Origin of the sequence: Flavobacterium ajazii (genome assembly GCF_010614725.1) — a bacterium.
Lineage (GTDB): Bacteria > Bacteroidota > Bacteroidia > Flavobacteriales > Flavobacteriaceae > Flavobacterium > Flavobacterium ajazii.
On sequence record NZ_JAAEHL010000010.1, the window covers coordinates 172770 to 191402 of the forward strand.

10 protein-coding genes are annotated in these 18633 nt (G+C 37.9%); all 10 read left to right on the top strand.

The window, feature by feature from the left end:
* Positions 1–24 precede the first annotated feature (24 nt).
* The 10 genes from GWR14_RS17990 to cysK all read left to right on the top strand — a co-directional run bounded on the left by GWR14_RS17990 (position 25) and on the right by cysK (position 18530).
* Positions 25–1560 (top strand): RagB/SusD family nutrient uptake outer membrane protein, encoded by a 1536-nt coding sequence (locus tag GWR14_RS17990; protein ID WP_163410468.1) that lies wholly within the window; start codon positions 25–27, stop codon positions 1558–1560.
* Between the two features lie 23 nt (positions 1561–1583).
* A complete protein-coding gene (locus GWR14_RS17995) occupies positions 1584–3863 on the top strand; it encodes a sulfatase-like hydrolase/transferase (RefSeq protein WP_163410469.1) in 2280 nt (759 codons plus the stop codon).
* Positions 3864–3879: 16 nt separating this feature from the next.
* Positions 3880–5142 (top strand): zinc-binding metallopeptidase family protein, encoded by a 1263-nt coding sequence (locus GWR14_RS18000; RefSeq protein WP_163410470.1) that lies wholly within the window; start codon positions 3880–3882, stop codon positions 5140–5142.
* 17 nt (positions 5143–5159) lie between these two features.
* Positions 5160–7475 carry an arylsulfatase gene (locus tag GWR14_RS18005; protein ID WP_163410471.1) on the top strand — a complete coding sequence of 772 codons (2316 nt, stop codon included), beginning with the start codon at positions 5160–5162 and terminating at the stop codon, positions 7473–7475.
* Positions 7476–7697: 222 nt separating this feature from the next.
* Positions 7698–8957 (top strand): YeiH family protein, encoded by a 1260-nt coding sequence (locus tag GWR14_RS18010; RefSeq protein ID WP_163410472.1) that lies wholly within the window; start codon positions 7698–7700, stop codon positions 8955–8957.
* A gap of 683 nt (positions 8958–9640) precedes the next feature.
* Positions 9641–12688, top strand: a complete 3048-nt coding sequence (locus GWR14_RS18015; protein WP_163410473.1) for a SusC/RagA family TonB-linked outer membrane protein — start codon at positions 9641–9643, stop codon at positions 12686–12688.
* 11 nt (positions 12689–12699) lie between these two features.
* Positions 12700–14157 (top strand): RagB/SusD family nutrient uptake outer membrane protein, encoded by a 1458-nt coding sequence (locus GWR14_RS18020; RefSeq protein WP_163410474.1) that lies wholly within the window; start codon positions 12700–12702, stop codon positions 14155–14157.
* Between the two features lie 180 nt (positions 14158–14337).
* Positions 14338–15993, top strand: a complete 1656-nt coding sequence (locus GWR14_RS18025) for an arylsulfatase (protein ID WP_163410475.1) — start codon at positions 14338–14340, stop codon at positions 15991–15993.
* 569 nt (positions 15994–16562) lie between these two features.
* Positions 16563–17387, top strand: coding sequence for a serine O-acetyltransferase EpsC (gene epsC / locus GWR14_RS18030; RefSeq protein ID WP_163410476.1), 825 nt, complete (start codon positions 16563–16565; stop codon positions 17385–17387).
* 234 nt (positions 17388–17621) lie between these two features.
* Positions 17622–18530 (top strand): cysteine synthase A, encoded by a 909-nt coding sequence (gene cysK, locus GWR14_RS18035; RefSeq protein WP_163410518.1) that lies wholly within the window; start codon positions 17622–17624, stop codon positions 18528–18530.
* Positions 18531–18633: the final 103 nt, after the last annotated feature.

Sequence of the window (18633 nt, forward strand, 5' to 3'; positions counted from 1 at the left end):
ATTTAATAATTAAAAATATTCAAAATGAAAAACATACATTTTTTGCTTATTGCTGTTTCACTTGGTTTAGCAGCATGTACTTCGCTCGAAGAAGATCCGCAATCCTTTATTTCACCCGGTCAGTTTTACAAAACATCCGGTGATGCTGTTGCCGCAGTCAATTCAATCTATTTTCACTTAAATCAAAATGATATTGTAGGTCAGCCTATCTATAATTCGCTGTATAATACCGGAATGGATTTTATGACTGATGATTTGAGTGCCGGTCCAGGCTCACCAAACCCAGATGTTCGGTCACTTTCAGCTTTAACACATTCTTCCACTTTAATTCGCGGAAAAGAAAGCTGGCAGCAGCATTATTCAGGCATAAATAAAGCCAATGTTGCCATTGAAAGAATACCGGGAATTACTATGGATGAAAAATTGAAAAGCAGATTATTAGGTGAAGCCAAATTCCTGCGCGCCCTGTATTATTTCGACTTAGTGAGACAATTTGGAGGCGTGCCATTATTACTAACGGACCAAACTCAGCTTTCGATTGAGCAGCTACAAGTGCCTCGCAGCACTGCAGATGAAATTTATACACAGATCATTACAGATTTAAAGGAATCTGCAAACTCGTTTAAGGCAGGATCAACCGGAGAATCTGGGCGTGCCACAGAAGGTGCGGCTAAATCCTTATTATCCAAAGTATACTTAACAAAACGTGATTGGGCAAATGCGATTACCACAGCTGAAGAAGTAATAAATGGCAGTTATGGTTATGCCTTGCTGGACGACTATTCACAAGTATTTTTGCCGGCTTACAAAAACAGCAAAGAACATATCTTTTCGGTACAATTTAATGCAGTGGCGAATATAACCAATGCCGTAACCGCAAGGGATATCGCAACCGGAATACCTGGTCTGAAAGGTTCTTATGGTGATCAATTGACTTTTTACACCAAAGGAACAGATAAATATTTCAGCATTTATAAGTTATACACTGCCAAAGATAAAAGGCGTAATGTAAGTTTTGTAACTAGATACAAAAGTCCGACCAATGGAAAATGGTACGGAAATCTGCACGACAGCAAAGTTCCGGGTGATTCTATTCCTTACCTAAATAAATATTGGGATCCAAATTATGCAAGCACCGGAAAATCAGAAGCGAATGCAAATATATTACGTTTTGCTGAAGTCTTGTTAATCCATTCAGAAGCTGAAAATGAATTAAACGGTCCGACTGAAAAAGCCTATACTTCGCTTAATAAGATAAGGAAAAGAGCAGGCTTGGACGACCTTACAACAGGTTTGACAAAAGATGAATTTCGTGAAGCCGTTTACCTTGACAGAAGGTTAGAACTTGTTGGCGAATATCAGCGCTATTTTGACCTTATTCGTCAAACAGGAAGCGAGGTCACCGGAGTTGGACCTGAAGGACGAGGCACATTACTTAAAAATCTTCAGGCAGTCGGAAAAACAAACGTAGCAGCAAAACACTATTTATTTCCGATTCCTGAATTTGAAATTGAACGGAATAAAAAACTAAAAGGTGCCCAAAATCCTGGTTGGGAATAACTAATCTTTAAAAATATATACAAATGAATATAGATAAACTTTTAATTTCTGCATTGGCTCTATTTGGAACAAGTACTGCCATTATAGCTCAGCATCAGCCCATTCAGCCTTTTCAGGGAAAGATTGGAAAAACACTTGACGAATCGACTCAGTGGTGGCCCGAAAAAGTAAAAGCTAAGAAAGATGCGCCAAATGTATTATGGATTCTGCTTGACGATGCCGGTTTTGGCTCTTCATCAGCTTTTGGTGGTTTGGTAGAAACGCCAAACTTCGAAGCACTTGCTAATAATGGTCTGCGTTATACCAATTTTCATACAACGGGTATCTGCAGCCCCACACGAGCAGCATTATTAACCGGACGAAACCATCACAAAGTGGCTATGGGTCATCATGCCGAATTAGGAATTGGTGAACCTGGCTATTTAGGTGAAATTCCGTTAGAAGCCGGAACTGTTGCCGAAATCTTTCGTGAAAACGGCTACAACACTTTTGCACTCGGTAAATGGCACGGCATACAACCGGCACAGCAAAGTCTTAATGGCCCGTTTAATCGATATCCAACCGGACGCGGATTTGAACAATTCTACGGATTTTATGGCGGTGCGACAGACCAATGGCATCCACAGCTTAGCGATGGTATCAATGAAATCAATATTGAACCCAATGCCAAACATTTGAACGAGCTGTTGGCAGATAAAGCCATTTCGTATATTGCCAATCAAAAATCAACCGATCCGGAAAAACCGTTTTTTGTGTATTATGCAACCGGGGCAACGCATGCACCTCATCATGTTGCCAAAGAATGGAGCGACAAATACAAAGGTAAATTCGACAAAGGCTGGGATTGGTACCGTCAGGAAGTATTTAAGAGACAAACAGCTCAGGGATTATTACAAAAAGGAACTGTTTTGCCTCCGCGTCAGGCAGGCGTACAAGACTGGAACAGCCTGTCTGCTGATGAAAAGAAAGTATATGCACGTTTCATGGAAAATTACGCAGGCTTCCTTGCCTACACCGATCACGAAATTGGACGTGTAGTCGACTTTCTAAAACGTTCAGATTTACTTGATAATACGCTGATTTTTTTAATTATTGGTGATAACGGAGGCAGTAAAGAAGGAACTTATACAGGTTCTTTGGGCATAGGAGAACGCAATACTGCCGGAAGCAATGTGCCATTTTTACTGGACAATTTAGACAAAATAGGAACAGAAAACTCTAATCCAAATTATCCGTTAGGATGGTCTCAGGCTTGTAATACGCCTTTCCGTTACTGGAAAAGTGATGCCAACAGTGAAGGCGCTACACACAATCCGTTGATTGTTAGCTGGCCAAACGGAATAAAGGAAAAAGGAGGCATCCGCACGCAGTACAGTCACGTTTCGGATATTTTGCCTACAACAGTTGAACTTGCAAAAGTCAGTGTTCCGGAAGTAATCAACGGATATCCGCAATGGCCAATTCAGGGAACCAGTTTTGCTTTTTCTTTCAACGACGGAAAGGCACCAACGCGTCATCATGTACAATACTATGAACTTCATGGAGGCCGTTCGATTTATAAAGATGGCTGGAAAGCAAGCGTTTATCATCCGCGAAATTACTCCGGTGATACGGCAAGCAATGACCCGAATTTTAACCCACGCCCTTTCAGTCAGGACAAATGGGAACTTTATAACCTGAACGAAGACTGGAATGAAATTAATGACTTAGCAGCAAAGAATCCGGAAAAACTGAAAGAACTTCAGGATTTGTTTGACAGCGAAGCCAAAAACAATAACGTCTATCCTTTACACAGTTATCAGGAAGGATTGGCAAAACCTGTAATTAAGCCCAAAACGGTAATTCTTGAAGGAGTATCACAAAAAATTCAGGTCAATATTGGAAAAGGAGCTGTAACCATTACCGCAAATATTGAAACTTATGCGAAAACTGACGAAGGCGTAATATTTGCAAACGGTGGATTATTGGGTGGTTCCAGCCTCTACATTAAAGACGGAAAACTGCAATACATTCTCAACAATGGATTGGAAGAAAAAATTCTGACAGCATCTAAACCACTTAATGTTGGTAAAAATACCATCAAACTAGAATATACCGATTCAAAAAGTATTGTGTTGTCTCTTAATGGCGAAAAAGTAGCTGAAGAAAATAATATTAACCGTGGAAAATACCTTAACAGTATCTCTGGTGAAGGAATTAGCGTGGGTAAAGATTTAAATTCTCCGGTAACCAAATCCTATCCGGTACCGTTTGATTTTAAAGGAAAAGTAACAAAGATTGTGATTGAACAAAGTGTACAATAATTTATTGTAAGAAAGTATGAAATCAAAATATTCAATCCTTGCAGCTTTCCTGTTAATTGGAGCCACCACATTAGGTCAGAACAAATCCGAAGCTGATTTTTTCAATGGGAATCAACTGTTTTCTACCGTTCAGAAATTTGTTTCCCTTGGCGAACACCGCACCGGGACTCCAGCCGATCTGGCTACGTCAGACTGGCTGGGCAAAGAGCTGGTTTCTTATGGATACAACGTAAAGTATCTGGAATTTCCTATTCGGCAATTCTTTCCCGAAAAAGTATCCCTGTCTAACGGAAAAGAAACGATAAAAGCCTTTCCGTTATGGTGGGTAGATGAGAAAGCCAGCCGAACTGTGACAGCCCCATTAGTTGATGCAGGTAAAGATAATGCCTATTGCAAAGATAATATTGCACTGATTCATCTTCCGCTTAAAAAGCAAAGAGCCAATCCGAAAGTTTATATTGATTCGATTATCAATTTGGGTGTTAAAGGCATCGTTGCCATTACCGATAATCAGTCGGGAGAAATCGAAGCCTACAATACCAACAAAGATCAGCAGCCATGGAAGGTTCCGATTATTTTAATTGCACCCAAAGACAGTGTAAAAGCACTTGCCTTTGTAAAAAGCAGTAAACCGGTTACGCTGGCTGTTAACGGTACTTTTAAAGATGTCAAAGGCCGTAATGTTTATGGTACAATTGGTAATGGAGATAAGTACATTGTAATCTCAACTCCTATCAGCGGCTGGTTTACCTGTGGCGGAGAACGTGGTTCGGGTATCGCTATCTGGCTATCACTAGCCAAATGGGCTGCTTCCCTAAAATCGAAATATACCTTTGTGTTTACCGGCAATTCAGGTCATGAACATGCTTTTAAAGGCGCACATGAATACCTGGAACAAAATGCACCGCCTGTAGAAAAAACACACTTGTGGATTCACTTTGGTGCGGGTGCAGCAACATTGGAATACAAAACCACTGCTTCAGGATTAGTAAAGCAAACCAATGTTGATCCAAAACGGAGATTCTTCTTTAATGACCCTGTAAAAAAATCCTTCAATACTGCATTTGCAGGAATTGATGCGGTGAAAGTTTTGGCAAATGAAAATCCGGGTGGAGAACTTATTTATGTGGCAAAAAAAGGATACAAAAGATTTGCAGGCGTTTCGTATGCGCATCCGTTTTTTCATGTAAATACTGATGATGCCAGTACCACTTCTCCGAAAATTTTGGAAGAAACAGCAAAGGCTTTTAAGGATTTCATTACAGCAGAAATAAAATAACTTTTAAAAAAATTACAATGAATAAAATAATTTTCAAAACCGGAATCAGGATGCTTTTGGTATCTTCCGTATTAATGAATGCTTATGGGCAACAATCCGGACAATTAACTTCCGATAAAGAGTTTAAAGGGAAAATCGGAAGGACAGTCGCTGAGTCACAAGAGTATCATCCCGAAAAGAAAAAAGCCCCGGCAGGAGCACCAAACGTAATTGTTTTCCTGATTGATGATGCCGGATATGGTACTTCAAGCGCTTTTGGAGGACTCATGCAAACCCCGGTATTAGACAGTTTGGCCAATAACGGTATTCGTTATACCAATTTCCACTCCACAGGGGTTTGTTCTCCTACACGTGCGGCTTTACTGACGGGTAGAAACCATCATTCGGTACACATGGGAACTTTGAACTACAGCTCCAGCGGCTTTCCGGGTTATGATGCCATTATGCCTGGTGACAAAGCAACGATTGCCGAAGTATTACATGAAAATAATTATAATTCTTTTGCTGTTGGAAAGTATCACGTGGCTCCATTAGATGAAATTACCACAAACGGCCCTTTTGACAGATGGGCTGTGGGACGTGGTTTTGATCATTTTTATGGTTTTCAGTTAGGGCATACAGATCAATATCATCCCAACTTATACGAGGATAGAAAAGTCATTGATATTGAACCCAACAACAAACATTTAACTACATTATTGGCAGACAAAGCTATTAGTTATATTGCCAACCAAAAATCAATACAACCAGAAAAACCGTTTTTCCTTTATTTTGCTACCGGAGCTATTCATTCTCCGCATCAGGTAGATAAAAAATGGAGCGATTTGTACAAAGGTAAATTCGACAAAGGCTGGGACTGGTATCGTGAAGAAGTATTTGCACGCCAAAAAAGACTGGGGGTAATCCCTGCAAATGCAGTATTGCCGGATCGTGACCCAACGGTAAAAGCATGGAACAGCTTAACGCCTGAACAGAAAAAAGTATATACCCGTTTTATGGAGGTGTACGCAGGCTTTTTAACGCATGCTGATTATGAATTTGGACGTATTGTTAATTATCTGAAAGAAATAGGACAGTCAGATAATACCGTTATTCTGGTAAGTATTGGAGATAACGGATCAAGTCACAGTCCGACGAACGGATCTTTCAATGGATATATCAGCAGTCTGGATGAAGACAAACAGGTTGCTGAACTTTATAAAAATATTGATAAGATCGGAACAGAACATTCGTTTCAGGATGCTCCTTCGGGATGGACACAGGCCACCAACACCCCTTTCCGTTTATGGAAAGCCGATCCTAACAGTGAAGGCGGAACACACCAGCCGCTTATTGTGTATTATCCAAATGGCGGATTTAAAAAAGGTGCGATACATAACCAATATGGACACGTAATTGATATCGCCCCGACTATTTATGAATTAACCGGTGCAAAAGTACCAGAGGTAATAAAAGGATTCAAACAACAGCCTATAGAAGGTACCAGTCTGGTTTATTCGTTTAAAAATGCCGATGCACCCAACCGTCACACTGTTCAGTATTATGAACTTTTTGGAAAACGTGCTATTGTTAAGGATGGCTGGAAAGCTTCGGTTTTTCACAAATCAGGAACAGACTTTTCTAAAGATGTGTGGGAACTGTATAATCTGAACGAAGATTTTAACGAACGTATTGACTTAGCAGCTAAATTTCCTGAAAAGGTAAAAGAATTACAGGCTTTATTTGATGCAGAAGCCATAAAATATAATGTTTATCCTCTGACTGATCATGCATTAGGACACAGCGCAGGCGGAAGAGAACGCAGTCCGTTTGGATTGAAAAACAAAGTAATTTTGTATCCGGGAATTGATCAGTTTCTTACGTACAGCGGACCTCAATTTCAAAACGATCCCTTCACAATTACTGCGGATGTTGAATTAAAATCTACAACAGAACAAGGAGTTCTCTTTGCTACCGGTTCTGAATTTGACGGTCTGAGTTTGTTCATCAAAGACGGAAAATTTATTGTAGCCCATAATACCGGAAGTATCATTAAACATTTGGAATCGAATGTTCCTGTTCCTGTTGGAAAGTCAAAACTAAAATTTGAGTTCAATTATACTTCCCCTCCAAAAGGCAATAAAGACCGAAATCTTCCTGCCGGAACAGAGGCCATTTATATCAATGACAAAAAAGTAGCAGAAAGACAAATTATAGCTTCTGAAGGCAGAATAGGTATTTACAAAGACGGTATTGATGTTGGTGCAGACCGAAATTCTCCTGTCTCAGACAAATACAAAGTTCCGTTCAATTTCACAGGAAAATTGAATAATATTACCATAGAATACAAATAAGATCAAATACAAAAGCGGTCAGTTCAATACGAATTGGTCGCTTTGTATTTTGAAAAAGCAAATAGACAATGTCAACCTGAATAGAATTGAAGACCTATGGATACTGAAGGGCTTCGACTCCCCTCAGCCTGACACTTTTTTATATTTCACAAAACACATTTAAAAATACTTTTATTACATTCATTACATAAATAAAAAACTAAACCATAACCATTAACTAAAATGTCACAAAAAACAAAACAACCTACCCTTCACGAAGACTGGACAGTCGTACTGTTAGGATTTTTAATCATCGGAATTTCACTTTTTGTATTTCTTCCTGAAGTCCCGGCATTCAAATGGTCCAACGGATCCGATCTGCTTACAGATGTATTTTCCTTTGGAAATCTGCAAATTCTGCTGGTTCAGTTTATTTATCTGATTATTATCGGAACTATTGCTGTTTTTTTAATTGGCAAATCGGTAAAAAACTTTTTATTGGGTTTTCCAATCGTGTATCTGCTGACAGTTTTAGCATTAATTATTGCCGGCAATACATTCATAAAAGGGCTTAATTTAGAAGCCGTTATTTTTAGTTTGATTATTGGTCTTGTAATTGGCAATTTCTTCAAACTGCCGGAATGGTTTCGTTCCGCACTTTCAACAGAAGTTTTCGTGAAAATTGGATTGGTTTTGTTGGGAACAAGCGTTATTTTTTCAGACATTCTGAAAGCAGGTTCTTTAGGATTAATTCAGGCTTTAGTTGTAGTCTTATCGGTTTGGTATTTTGCTTTCTGGCTTTGCAAAAAATTAAAAGTCGATGATGAACTGACTATGATGATTTCGAGTGCGGTTTCTATTTGCGGGGTTTCTGCGGCTATTGCAACTTCGGGAGCTATTAAAGGCGATTCAAAAAAACTGTCATATGTAATTTCGATGGTATTAGTTACTGCTATTCCAATGATGATTTTCATGCCCGTTATTGCCCAATATTTTAATTTCTCCGAAGAAGTTACAGGAGCCTGGCTGGGCGGCAGTATTGATACTTCCGGCGCAGTTGTCGCATCAGGAACACTGGTGGGAGAAACCGCTTTGAAAATCAGTACAATTGTAAAATTTTCACAAAATGTTTTATTGGGACTGGCCGCTTTTGCCATCTCAGTTTATTGGACTTATACCCATAATAAATCTGAAGAAGCTGTTGCTTCAAAACCAACCTTAGGAGTTATTTGGGAACGTTTTCCAAAATTTGTAATTGGCTTTATTGCAGCTTCAGTCGTATTTTCTTTTCTGATTACTTCTGAAACAAGAGATTTAGTAAAAGACAGTTTGAAAAACCTTCAGGGAATTTGGTTTGCCCTCGCTTTTACCAGTATCGGTTTAGAGACTAACTTTAAGGATTTATTCAGCAACAACAGTCAAAAGCCTTTATTTGCTTTTCTGATTGCTCAGTTTTTTAATGTGATTATTACGCTGATTATTGCTTTTTTGTTATTTGGATAAATAATTTAAGACTATAAAACTTTCTTTTAAGATTCATTAGGAAGTTAAAAATTAAAGAACAAAGAGTGTATAATACTTCGATGAGTATTTTACACTCTTTGTTTATTTCAAACAAAACGTTAAAAATCAGATAATTAAAAATAAAATTATATTTATCTCATCCGCATCTTTCCTAACATTTTAAAAAAAATTAAAAAAACTTTTGGATATCATTATATTAAATTTAACTTTGTCTATAGAATTAGTAGAGTTATAAATTTTATCCAAAAGCAATTATATTTTGAAAACAATAGTTAACCCCGCACATCATTTTCTTCTTAAAAACTACACGTATAACACTTCCCGTTGTATGTGCCACTGTTGTTAAATCTTCAATATGCCATCTTTAATCCAATTACTATTTTCTAAACGTAATCATTGCATCACCAAAATTTTTATTGTAAATACCTAGCTGTTTGCTGGCATTTTTAAAGCAAAAAGCATGTTAAAATATATTCAAAACAAATTTAAAACTAAAATAATAATGAAGAAAACGTACAGCATCTGCTAAAAAATCAAAATATTTCTGCGGCAACGGAAATATCAGGATTAAAGAAAATTTATCGCTAAATAAAGGACTAACAGAGAGTTTAAAAATAAACTTTCAGGACTCCTTTTTATAATTACCAAAACTACATTACGTAATGACAAAAAATATAAATATCCTTTTATGGATTAGCATTTTATTGATTTCAGCCGGCATTAATGCCCAAAATACACAAGCCACCATTAACTCTACACTAAACGGAACTGTCATCGATCAGGTTACCAATCAGCCAATTCCGGGAGTTAACATTCAGATTAAAGGTACCACACATACAGCAGTAACCGATTTAGACGGAAAGTTCTATTTCCAGACAGGCCAAAAATTCCCATACATCCTGATCGTAAGTTATATCGGTTATGTTACCGCAGAACACACTGCTACTACTGATTTTGTTCAGATTTCATTAAAAGAAGACCGCAAAGAACTCGATGAACTTGTAATCATCGGATACGGAAGCACTACAAAAAAAGATTATACAGGTGCTGCCGAAACCGTTTCATCTACAGCTTTAAAGGCAACACAACGCACACTTGAAAGCTCACTTCAGGGCTCTGTAGCCGGGGTAAACGTTACACAGACTTCAGGTCAGCCGGGTGCGGGATTAAGCATTCGTATTCGTGGAGGAAGTTCGATCCAGGGAGGAAATGAACCGTTGTATGTAATTGACGGATTCCCGCTTTATAATTCGGATGTGACTTCAGGAGTTTTGAGCGGAACGCCAACAAATCCGCTATCCTCCATAAATCCTGCCGATATTGAATCTATTACGGTTTTAAAAGATGCTTCTTCTACAGCAATCTACGGATCCAGAGGAGCTAACGGTGTTGTGATTATTACTACGAAAAAAGGATCTGCCAGTGCCATGACGGTAAATTATGATTTTACCATTGGCCAGCAGGAAGTACGCAATAAAGTGGATGTTTTGGATGCAAAAGGTTTCGCCCGACTTCGAAATGCTGCTTTATACGATACAAATCCTGCTTTGGGCACAAATCAATATTTAAGTGATGCGCAAATTGCGGCACTAGGAAAAGGAGTTGACTGGCAGGAAGAAGCCTTTCAGAAAGGACTTGTACAAAATCATCAGTTGAGTATTTCAGGCGGAAACAATCAGACTAAATATGCTGTTTCTGGGAATTATTACAATCAGGAAGGAATTATTAAAAACACCGGTTTTGAAAGGCTGAGCGGAAGAGTTAACCTGACTTCGAAAATAAGCAGCAAAGCACGAATTGGTTTGAATCTTACCATTTCAGAAACGAAATCAAAAGTGGCTCCGGCAGGTTTGATCACTTCTTTACTAAGCATGCCTCCTACTGCCACTATTTATGAGCCGGACGGAAGTTATACGCTAAGAAATCCATTTGAAAACATCTTCGCAAATCCAATTGCAACCTTAAATGAGCGTAAAAATGAAGCCATTACAGACCGAATCCTTGGAACGATTTACGGCGAATATGATATCCTGAAAAACCTGGTTTTCAAAGTTTCTTTTGGAACAGATTTAATTTTCAACAAAGAGAAAAGTTATCTTCCGTCCTCTATTTATGAAGGACTGATTACAAATGGAGAAGGGAAAATTGGAACAGCCGATTCAAGAACCTGGCTAAACGAAAACACCCTTACCTACTCTAAAGTTTTTGGAGAAAAACACAATCTGAATGTCTTGGCGGGTTATACGCAGCAAAATTCTACTAAAGAATTTGTTACAGCAGGCTCTCAGCAATTTGTAAACGATGTTACGTATTATTACAGTCTTCAAAGTGGGAATGTGGCTTTAATGCCTTCTTCAGGAGAAAGCACCTGGGCTTTGAACTCCTATTTATCAAGGGTTAACTACAACTATGATTCAAAATATTTTTTAACGGCAAGTTTAAGAGCCGACGGTTCTTCCAGATTCGGAAAAAATAATAAATGGGGTTATTTCCCTTCTTTTGCTGTCGCATGGCAAATTAGCAATGAAGACTTTTTTACTCCTGTAAAAGATGTCATCAACAGCTTAAAAATCAGAACCAGTTACGGTGCTACCGGAAATCAGGAAATTGGAGAATACCAGTCACTTGCTACATTAAGCAGTGTGAAATACCTTTTTGGAGACCAGATTTACACCGGCTTTACGCCAACCAGAATCTCAAATGATGATTTAGGCTGGGAATTGACCAACCAGTTTGATGCTGGTGTTGACGTAGGTTTTTTTGATGATAAACTGAACCTGACAGTAGACGTTTATCGCAAAACAACAAAAGATTTACTATTGGCAGTTCAAATTCCATATACGACAGGATTTACCTCATCATTACAGAACTTTGGTACCGTACAAAATCAGGGAATTGAATTAGGAATCAATACAGCTCTTGGAAACACCGCTTTTTCATGGAATTCAAATTTCAATATTTCATTCAACAGCAATAAAATCATTGCGCTTGGAAATGATGCTGAATTCTATACTTTCGGGAATTACATCCTTAGAAAAGGAGAATCTTTAGGTACCTTTTACGGTGCTGTAACCGATGGTATTCTACAAACGGCAGATATCGCTACAAAGGGAGCATTTACTGGAAATGCAACTCCTAAAGCGGGTGACCGTTTGTATAAAGATATCAATGGTGATGGTGCTTTTACAACCGCTGCCGACAGAACCAGCATTGGTGATGCACAGCCTGATTTTATATTTGGTTTCACTAATACTTTTACGTACAGAGGTTTTGAATTATCTGCACTTATCAATGGATCGGTTGGAAATAAAATCCTGAACGGAAATGCTCAGGCTCTTGAATTGTACAACGGACAGCAAAATGCTTCCACAAGTGCTTTAGATGCCTGGACTCCAACTAATCCAAGCACCTCAACGCCACGTGCCAAACTGGATCCGGCACCTATTTTCTCTGATAGGTTTGTTGAAGATGGTTCTTTTGTGAGAATCAAAAACATCACCTTCAGTTATAATTTACCAAAAAAGGTTTCAGAAAAACTGCTTCTGACTTCTGTTAAGTTCAGAGTCGTAGGCGAAAACCTTTTCACTTTCACCAAATACACAGGATTCGATCCTGAGGTAACCAACGGAACCACTATTTCTCCGGGAACAGATACCGGAATTTACCCTGCATCCAAAACAATTTCGGGTGGTTTAATTGTAACATTCTAAAACGATACATCATGAAAAATATAACACTATATAGTCTACTACTTATTTTCAGCCTTAGTGCTTGTAATCCTTTGGATGAAAATCCAAAAGCTTTTATCGGTACAGGCAATTTTTACAATACCACAGAAGATGCTGATGCGGCCGTACTATCAATTTATAACGCCATCAACAGCAGTACACATACACTTTACAATCGTCTGATTCAAATTTCAATCGAAATGGCAACAGATGACTATGAAGCAGGTCCGAGAGCCAGAAATGCGCATGTTAGAGCTTTATCAAACCTGACGCATGATGCTTCAAATGACCGTATGTTAGAAATTTGGCGTCAGAGTTATGACGGAATAAACAGGGCAAATGTCGCAATCGATAACATTGCTAAAAATCCGAATCTAAATTCGCAAAAAGATATCGACCTGATTAATGAGGCTAAATTTTTGAGAGCTGTATTGTATTTCAATATTGTGAGATGGTTTGGGGATGTTCCGTTGGTTTTGCACGAAACTACTTCACTTACTCCTGAAGCAATAAACCCTCCTAATACTCCGGAAGCTGATGTCTATGCACAGATCGAAACCGATTTACTTGATGCTGAAGCCTTGCCGATTGTACAGCCTATTAAAGGAAGAATCACTTCAGGTGCTGCCAAAAGTTTATTGTCTAAAGTCTATCTGACCCAGAAAAAATGGCAAAAAGCGGCTGATAAAAGTAAAGAAGTGATTGACAGCAAAGTTTATGACCTGTTCGAAAATTTCGCCGATGTATTTAATGTAGCTACCAAAAACGGTAAAGAACATATCTTTTCAGCACAATTTAAAGGACTTACCAACTGGAACGGAAATATGCTGGCTTCTACCGCTGCCCCTACTTCTGTACCCGGAATTGCAGGAGATCAGGCCGATGCTCTGCACACTGCCGGTGGTCTTTTTGAGGCTTTCGCCGAAAATGATAAACGTAAATACATCACGTTTGCGATTGAATTTGTGAGTCCAACCGATGGAAAAACGTATAAAGTAGCACCTCATTTCAATAAATATTTTGATCCGACAACACCGGCATCACCGGGACAGTCTTCAAAAAACACACCAATTATCCGATTTGCAGAAATATTACTAATCAATTCAGAAGCCTTAAATGAACTTAACGGCCCAACTACAGAAGCATTTGCCGGAATTGACCGTGTGAGAGAAAGAGCCGGAATTGATTTGCTATCGGTAACTTCCCCTTCAATCAGCCAGGATGATTTTAGAGAAGCCGTTTTTGAAGAACGAAGAAAAGAACTGGTTTACGAATATCAGCGCTGGTTTGATCTTGCCCGAAGAGGCCCTGATTATTTTGTTGCAAAACTAAAAGCAGCGGGTAAAACCAATGCGCAGCCAAAACATGTTCATTTCCCGATTCCACAAAGAGAACTGGATTTGAATAAAAATCTGAAACAAGTTCCGGAATGGAGAGATAAAGAATTTTAATACCTAGAAAAACATAAGCTTTTTGTTATTGAAAAGAACTTAAAAGAGAAACACATTTCTCAACACATAGCTATGTGTTTTTTGAATAAGTGAAACGCCTTTTTACGCTTACAAATCTATGTTTCTATGTGTTAAAAAACTTTCCAGAATTAAATAAGTACTAACAGTAATTACAATAAAATGAATCAAAAAAGAATTACAACTTTGCTTTCTGTCCTGCTGATCGGGGCATTGGGATCTTATGAATTGAAAGCACAAACCAATTCATCAAAACCAAACGTCATCCTGATTATGGTAGATGACATGGGTTATTCTGACTTAGGAAATTATGGCTCGGAAATTAAAACACCAAACCTGGACAGATTAGCTACCGAGGGTACACGTTTACGCGAGTTTTACAACAACTCAATTTGTGCGCCAACAAGAGCTTCTCTTTTAACAGGTCAATATCAGCATAAAGCCGGTGTTGGCTATTTTGACGTAAATTTAGGATTACCGGCTTATCAGGGATATCTCAATAAAGAATCTCTAACTCTGGGAGAAGTTTTTCGCTCAGGCGGTTACAGTACTTTAATGTCCGGAAAATGGCACGTAGGTTCTGAAGATAAAGCACAATGGCCAAACCAAAGAGGTTTCGACAAATTTTACGGAATCTTAAAAGGTGCTGCCAATTACTTTAACACAGACGGATTACCTTTTGGAAAAAGCCCTTATCCGGTAGCCTTAATCCGTAATAATGAAGAACTGCATCCAAAGGCGGATTCGTATTATTTTACAGATGAAATTGGAAACAATGCCGTGCAATTTTTGGACGAGCAAAACAAAGAAAATAAACCGTTCTTCTTATACCTTGCCTTTACAGCGCCTCACTGGCCTTTGCAGGCGAAACCTGTTGATATTGCCAAATACAGAGGGAAATTTGATGAAGGCTGGGACGTTTTAAGAGAAAAAAGAATCAAAAAACTGAAAGAAAACGGAATCTTATTAGCCGATCAGACGATTGCTCCGAGAGATCCTGAAGTACCGGAATGGAATAAATTAACGTATGACGAAAAACAATTCTGGAAAGCCAAAATGGAAGTGTATGCTGCAATGGTAGACAACATGGATCAGAATGTCGGAAAGGTTTTAGACAAATTAAAAGCCCTGAAAAAAGACAAAAACACCCTGATTGTATTTATCTCTGACAATGGTGCACAAGGCGGATTCAACACTTACAACCCGTTAAGAAGAGGATTGGTGAAAAATGACGGGCCAATTGGAACTTCAGGTTCTTTTGACTATCAGGAACAAAACTGGGCCTATTTGTCTAATACGCCATTGCAGGATTATAAAAACAATATGCATGAAGGCGGTTTCAGTTCTCCTTTCATTGCCTGGTATCCATCCAAAATCAAAGCCGGCAGAATTGATAAAGGAACAGGACACCTTATTGACCTTGCCCCTACTTTTTATGATTTAGCCGGAATTCAGTATCCAAAAGAGCTGAATGGCGTTACTTCAAATCCGCTACCTGGAAAAAGTTTACTGCCTGTATTAATTGACGGTGCTTCAGAAGTGAACAGAGGTGCTCCTATATTCTGGGAAAGAGCCGGAAACAGAGCCGTAAGAGAAGGAAAATGGAAATTAGTTTCTATCTATCCATCATACCAATGGGAACTTTACAACTTAGAAAATGATAGGGGCGAAACTAACAATGTCGCTCAGCAAAACCCGGGAATCGTAAATGAGCTTTCGGCCAAATATTTTGACTGGGCAGACAAAACCGGTGTTGTGGAATACAGCAAATTCAAACAAAAGAACGAACTGATTCCGGGAGCTGCTGCTAAAAAGTAAGTTACAAAGCTCTTAGATTTTCTTCTTCTCGAGAAGATAATTATACAAGGACAGGAATAAAGTGTGAATAATTCACATTTATTTCCTGTCTTTTTTATTTCAAAACAAAAACAAAAAATCATTAAAAATCAACACATTAAAACCAAACAAAATACCTTAATCCTTCTACTTTTATTCTTATTTGAAGAAAATTTAAAAAATATTTGGTTTTTAATTTTTTAAATTTAACTTTGTCTATAGAATTAGTAGAGTTATAAAATATCAAAAAAACTACATTTTGAAAACAACGACAAACACAGCACATTTTACTCTTCCTAAAAAATATATTCATAACACATTTTGTTATATGTGTTTCTGTTGTTAAAACTCACTCCCATCCATTTTTTAAATTGATTTTTAAGAAGAATCAAAAATTAAAAAGCATTTTTTTCAAGGTTACTTATTTAATGATTTGATGTAAGATTTTGCATTCAGACCTAAATTATTATGCCTTCACAGAAAATATTATAAAACTAAAACGGACAGCTACTACAAGTTAAAAACTGTATTAACGCAAAAAACAATTCTATATGAACTCATTTTATCAGGAAATAGCCAATCAGCATCAAAACTTATTGATTCTGCCTCCAAAGAAATTAATACATCATTTTATTGATGAATTGTTCTGTGTCCTGTTTTCAACTACCTCAAAATCTTTAGGCAATGTGACTATTATTGAAGGTAAATTCACAGAATTAGATATTCAGTTTAATGAATTGGTATTGGATTTTGCTCCTGAAGACGGAAAAAGCAATCTTCAGACCAAAACATTTTTTGAAGCGTTGCCGCGATTGCATAAAAAAGTAATAGATGATGCCAGAACTATTTTTGCGAAAGATCCCGCAGCCAAAACTTTAGAGGAAGTTTTATATTCTTATCCCGGATTTTTTGCCATAGCGATTTACCGTTTCTCTCATCAGCTTTGGGAGCAGGATTTGAAACTTTTGGCAAGAACTATTTCAGAATATGCTCACATTAAGACCAGTATCGAAATTCATCCCGGAGCGCAGATTGGAGATGATTTTGCCATAGATCACGGAACCGGAATCGTAATTGGGGAAACTGCTGTCATTGGAAATAATGTACAGATTTATCAGGGCGTTACGCTTGGTGCATTAAGTGTAAAAAAAGAAGAAGCTTTTATCAAAAGACACCCAACGATTGAAGATAATGTGATTATTTATGCCAACAGCACTATCCTTGGCGGACAGACTACTGTAGGCAGGGATTCAATTATTGGAGGAAATGTCTGGCTGACATATACCGTTCCTTCAAATTCTGTAGTGTACCATAAAAACGAAATGAAAATCAAGGATAATAATCCGTTTCCGGAACCTATTTTTTATTCGATATAAAAAAAATTTAAACCATATAAGTTATATAAGTTCATTTAAAAGCAATGCCTAAAAAAGTTTTTTGTTTCACGCAGATTCTGGCAGATTTAATTTAGATAATATTTATGAAAAAATCTGCGTACATCTGCTTAAATCTTTTTAAATCTGCGTGAAAAATTTTTTAAAGCATTGCAATAGACTAAAACTAAAATGAACTTATATCACTTATATGGTGAGAAAAGCAAACCAACTATTATGAAATATCAAAATATATTAGAAACCATAGGCAATACGCCACACGTAAGGCTAAATAAACTTTTCAAAAACCATCAGGTTTGGATTAAGCTCGAAAAAACAAATCCCGGGTCAAGTATCAAAGACCGTATTGCTTTAGCGATGATTGAAGATGCGGAAAAAAAGGGACTTTTAAATCCAGATTCGGTTATAATCGAGCCAACTTCAGGAAATACCGGAATTGGCCTCGCACTGGTCGCTGCCGTAAAAGGATATAAAGTGATTTTGGTCATGCCGGAATCAATGAGTCTGGAGCGTCGAAAAATAATGAACGCCTATGGAGCAGATTTCGTTCTGACACCTCGAGAAAAAGGAACCTCGGGTGCTGTAGAAAAGGCACATGAACTTGCAGCAGAAATTCCAAATTCATTTATTCCCTTGCAATTTGAAAATCCGGCGAATGTTGAAATTCACGAAAGAACTACTGCATTGGAAATTATAAAAGACTTTCCGGACGGTATAGATTACCTGATTACCGGAGTTGGAACCGGCGGTCATATTACGGGAGTTTCAAAAATTTTAAAACAGCAGTTTCCCAACTTAAAAACCTTTGCTGTAGAACCTGCCTTATCGCCTGTCCTAAGCGGAGGCCAGCCTTCTCCGCACCCTCTTCAGGGAATTGGTGCCGGATTTATTCCAGGCGTTTTTAACGGAAAATATATCGATGAAATTATTACTGTCGAAAAAGATGCTGCTTTTAATTATGCGAAAAAAATAACCCGGGAAGAAGGAATTTTTGCAGGTATTTCAACTGGCGCAGCACTATCAGCTGTTGCTCAAAAATTGAAGGATATTCCTGAAAATGCTGTGATTCTGACTTTCAATTATGATACTGGAGAAAGATATCTCTCTATTGATGAGCTATATTGATTAGAAATTTAACACATTCATAATCAAATAATTATCCAAAAACATTTACCCATTATTTTTTTAACATAAATTTACTCATAAAAACATAATAACAAATAGACCA

Bases quoted from the DNA above. Each gene is read 5' to 3' on its own strand.
- epsC (WP_163410476.1), top strand. From the start codon at position 16,563: ATGAACTCATTTTATCAGGAAATAGCCAATCAGCATCAAAACTTATTG.
- GWR14_RS17990 (WP_163410468.1), top strand. From the start codon at position 25: ATGAAAAACATACATTTTTTGCTTATTGCTGTTTCACTTGGTTTAGCA.
- GWR14_RS18025 (WP_163410475.1), top strand. From the start codon at position 14,338: ATGAATCAAAAAAGAATTACAACTTTGCTTTCTGTCCTGCTGATCGGG.
- GWR14_RS18000 (WP_163410470.1), top strand. From the start codon at position 3,880: ATGAAATCAAAATATTCAATCCTTGCAGCTTTCCTGTTAATTGGAGCC.
- GWR14_RS17995 (WP_163410469.1), top strand. From the start codon at position 1,584: ATGAATATAGATAAACTTTTAATTTCTGCATTGGCTCTATTTGGAACA.
- cysK (WP_163410518.1), top strand. From the start codon at position 17,622: ATGAAATATCAAAATATATTAGAAACCATAGGCAATACGCCACACGTA.
- GWR14_RS18010 (WP_163410472.1), top strand. From the start codon at position 7,698: ATGTCACAAAAAACAAAACAACCTACCCTTCACGAAGACTGGACAGTC.
- GWR14_RS18020 (WP_163410474.1), top strand. From the start codon at position 12,700: ATGAAAAATATAACACTATATAGTCTACTACTTATTTTCAGCCTTAGT.
- GWR14_RS18015 (WP_163410473.1), top strand. From the start codon at position 9,641: ATGACAAAAAATATAAATATCCTTTTATGGATTAGCATTTTATTGATT.
- GWR14_RS18005 (WP_163410471.1), top strand. From the start codon at position 5,160: ATGAATAAAATAATTTTCAAAACCGGAATCAGGATGCTTTTGGTATCT.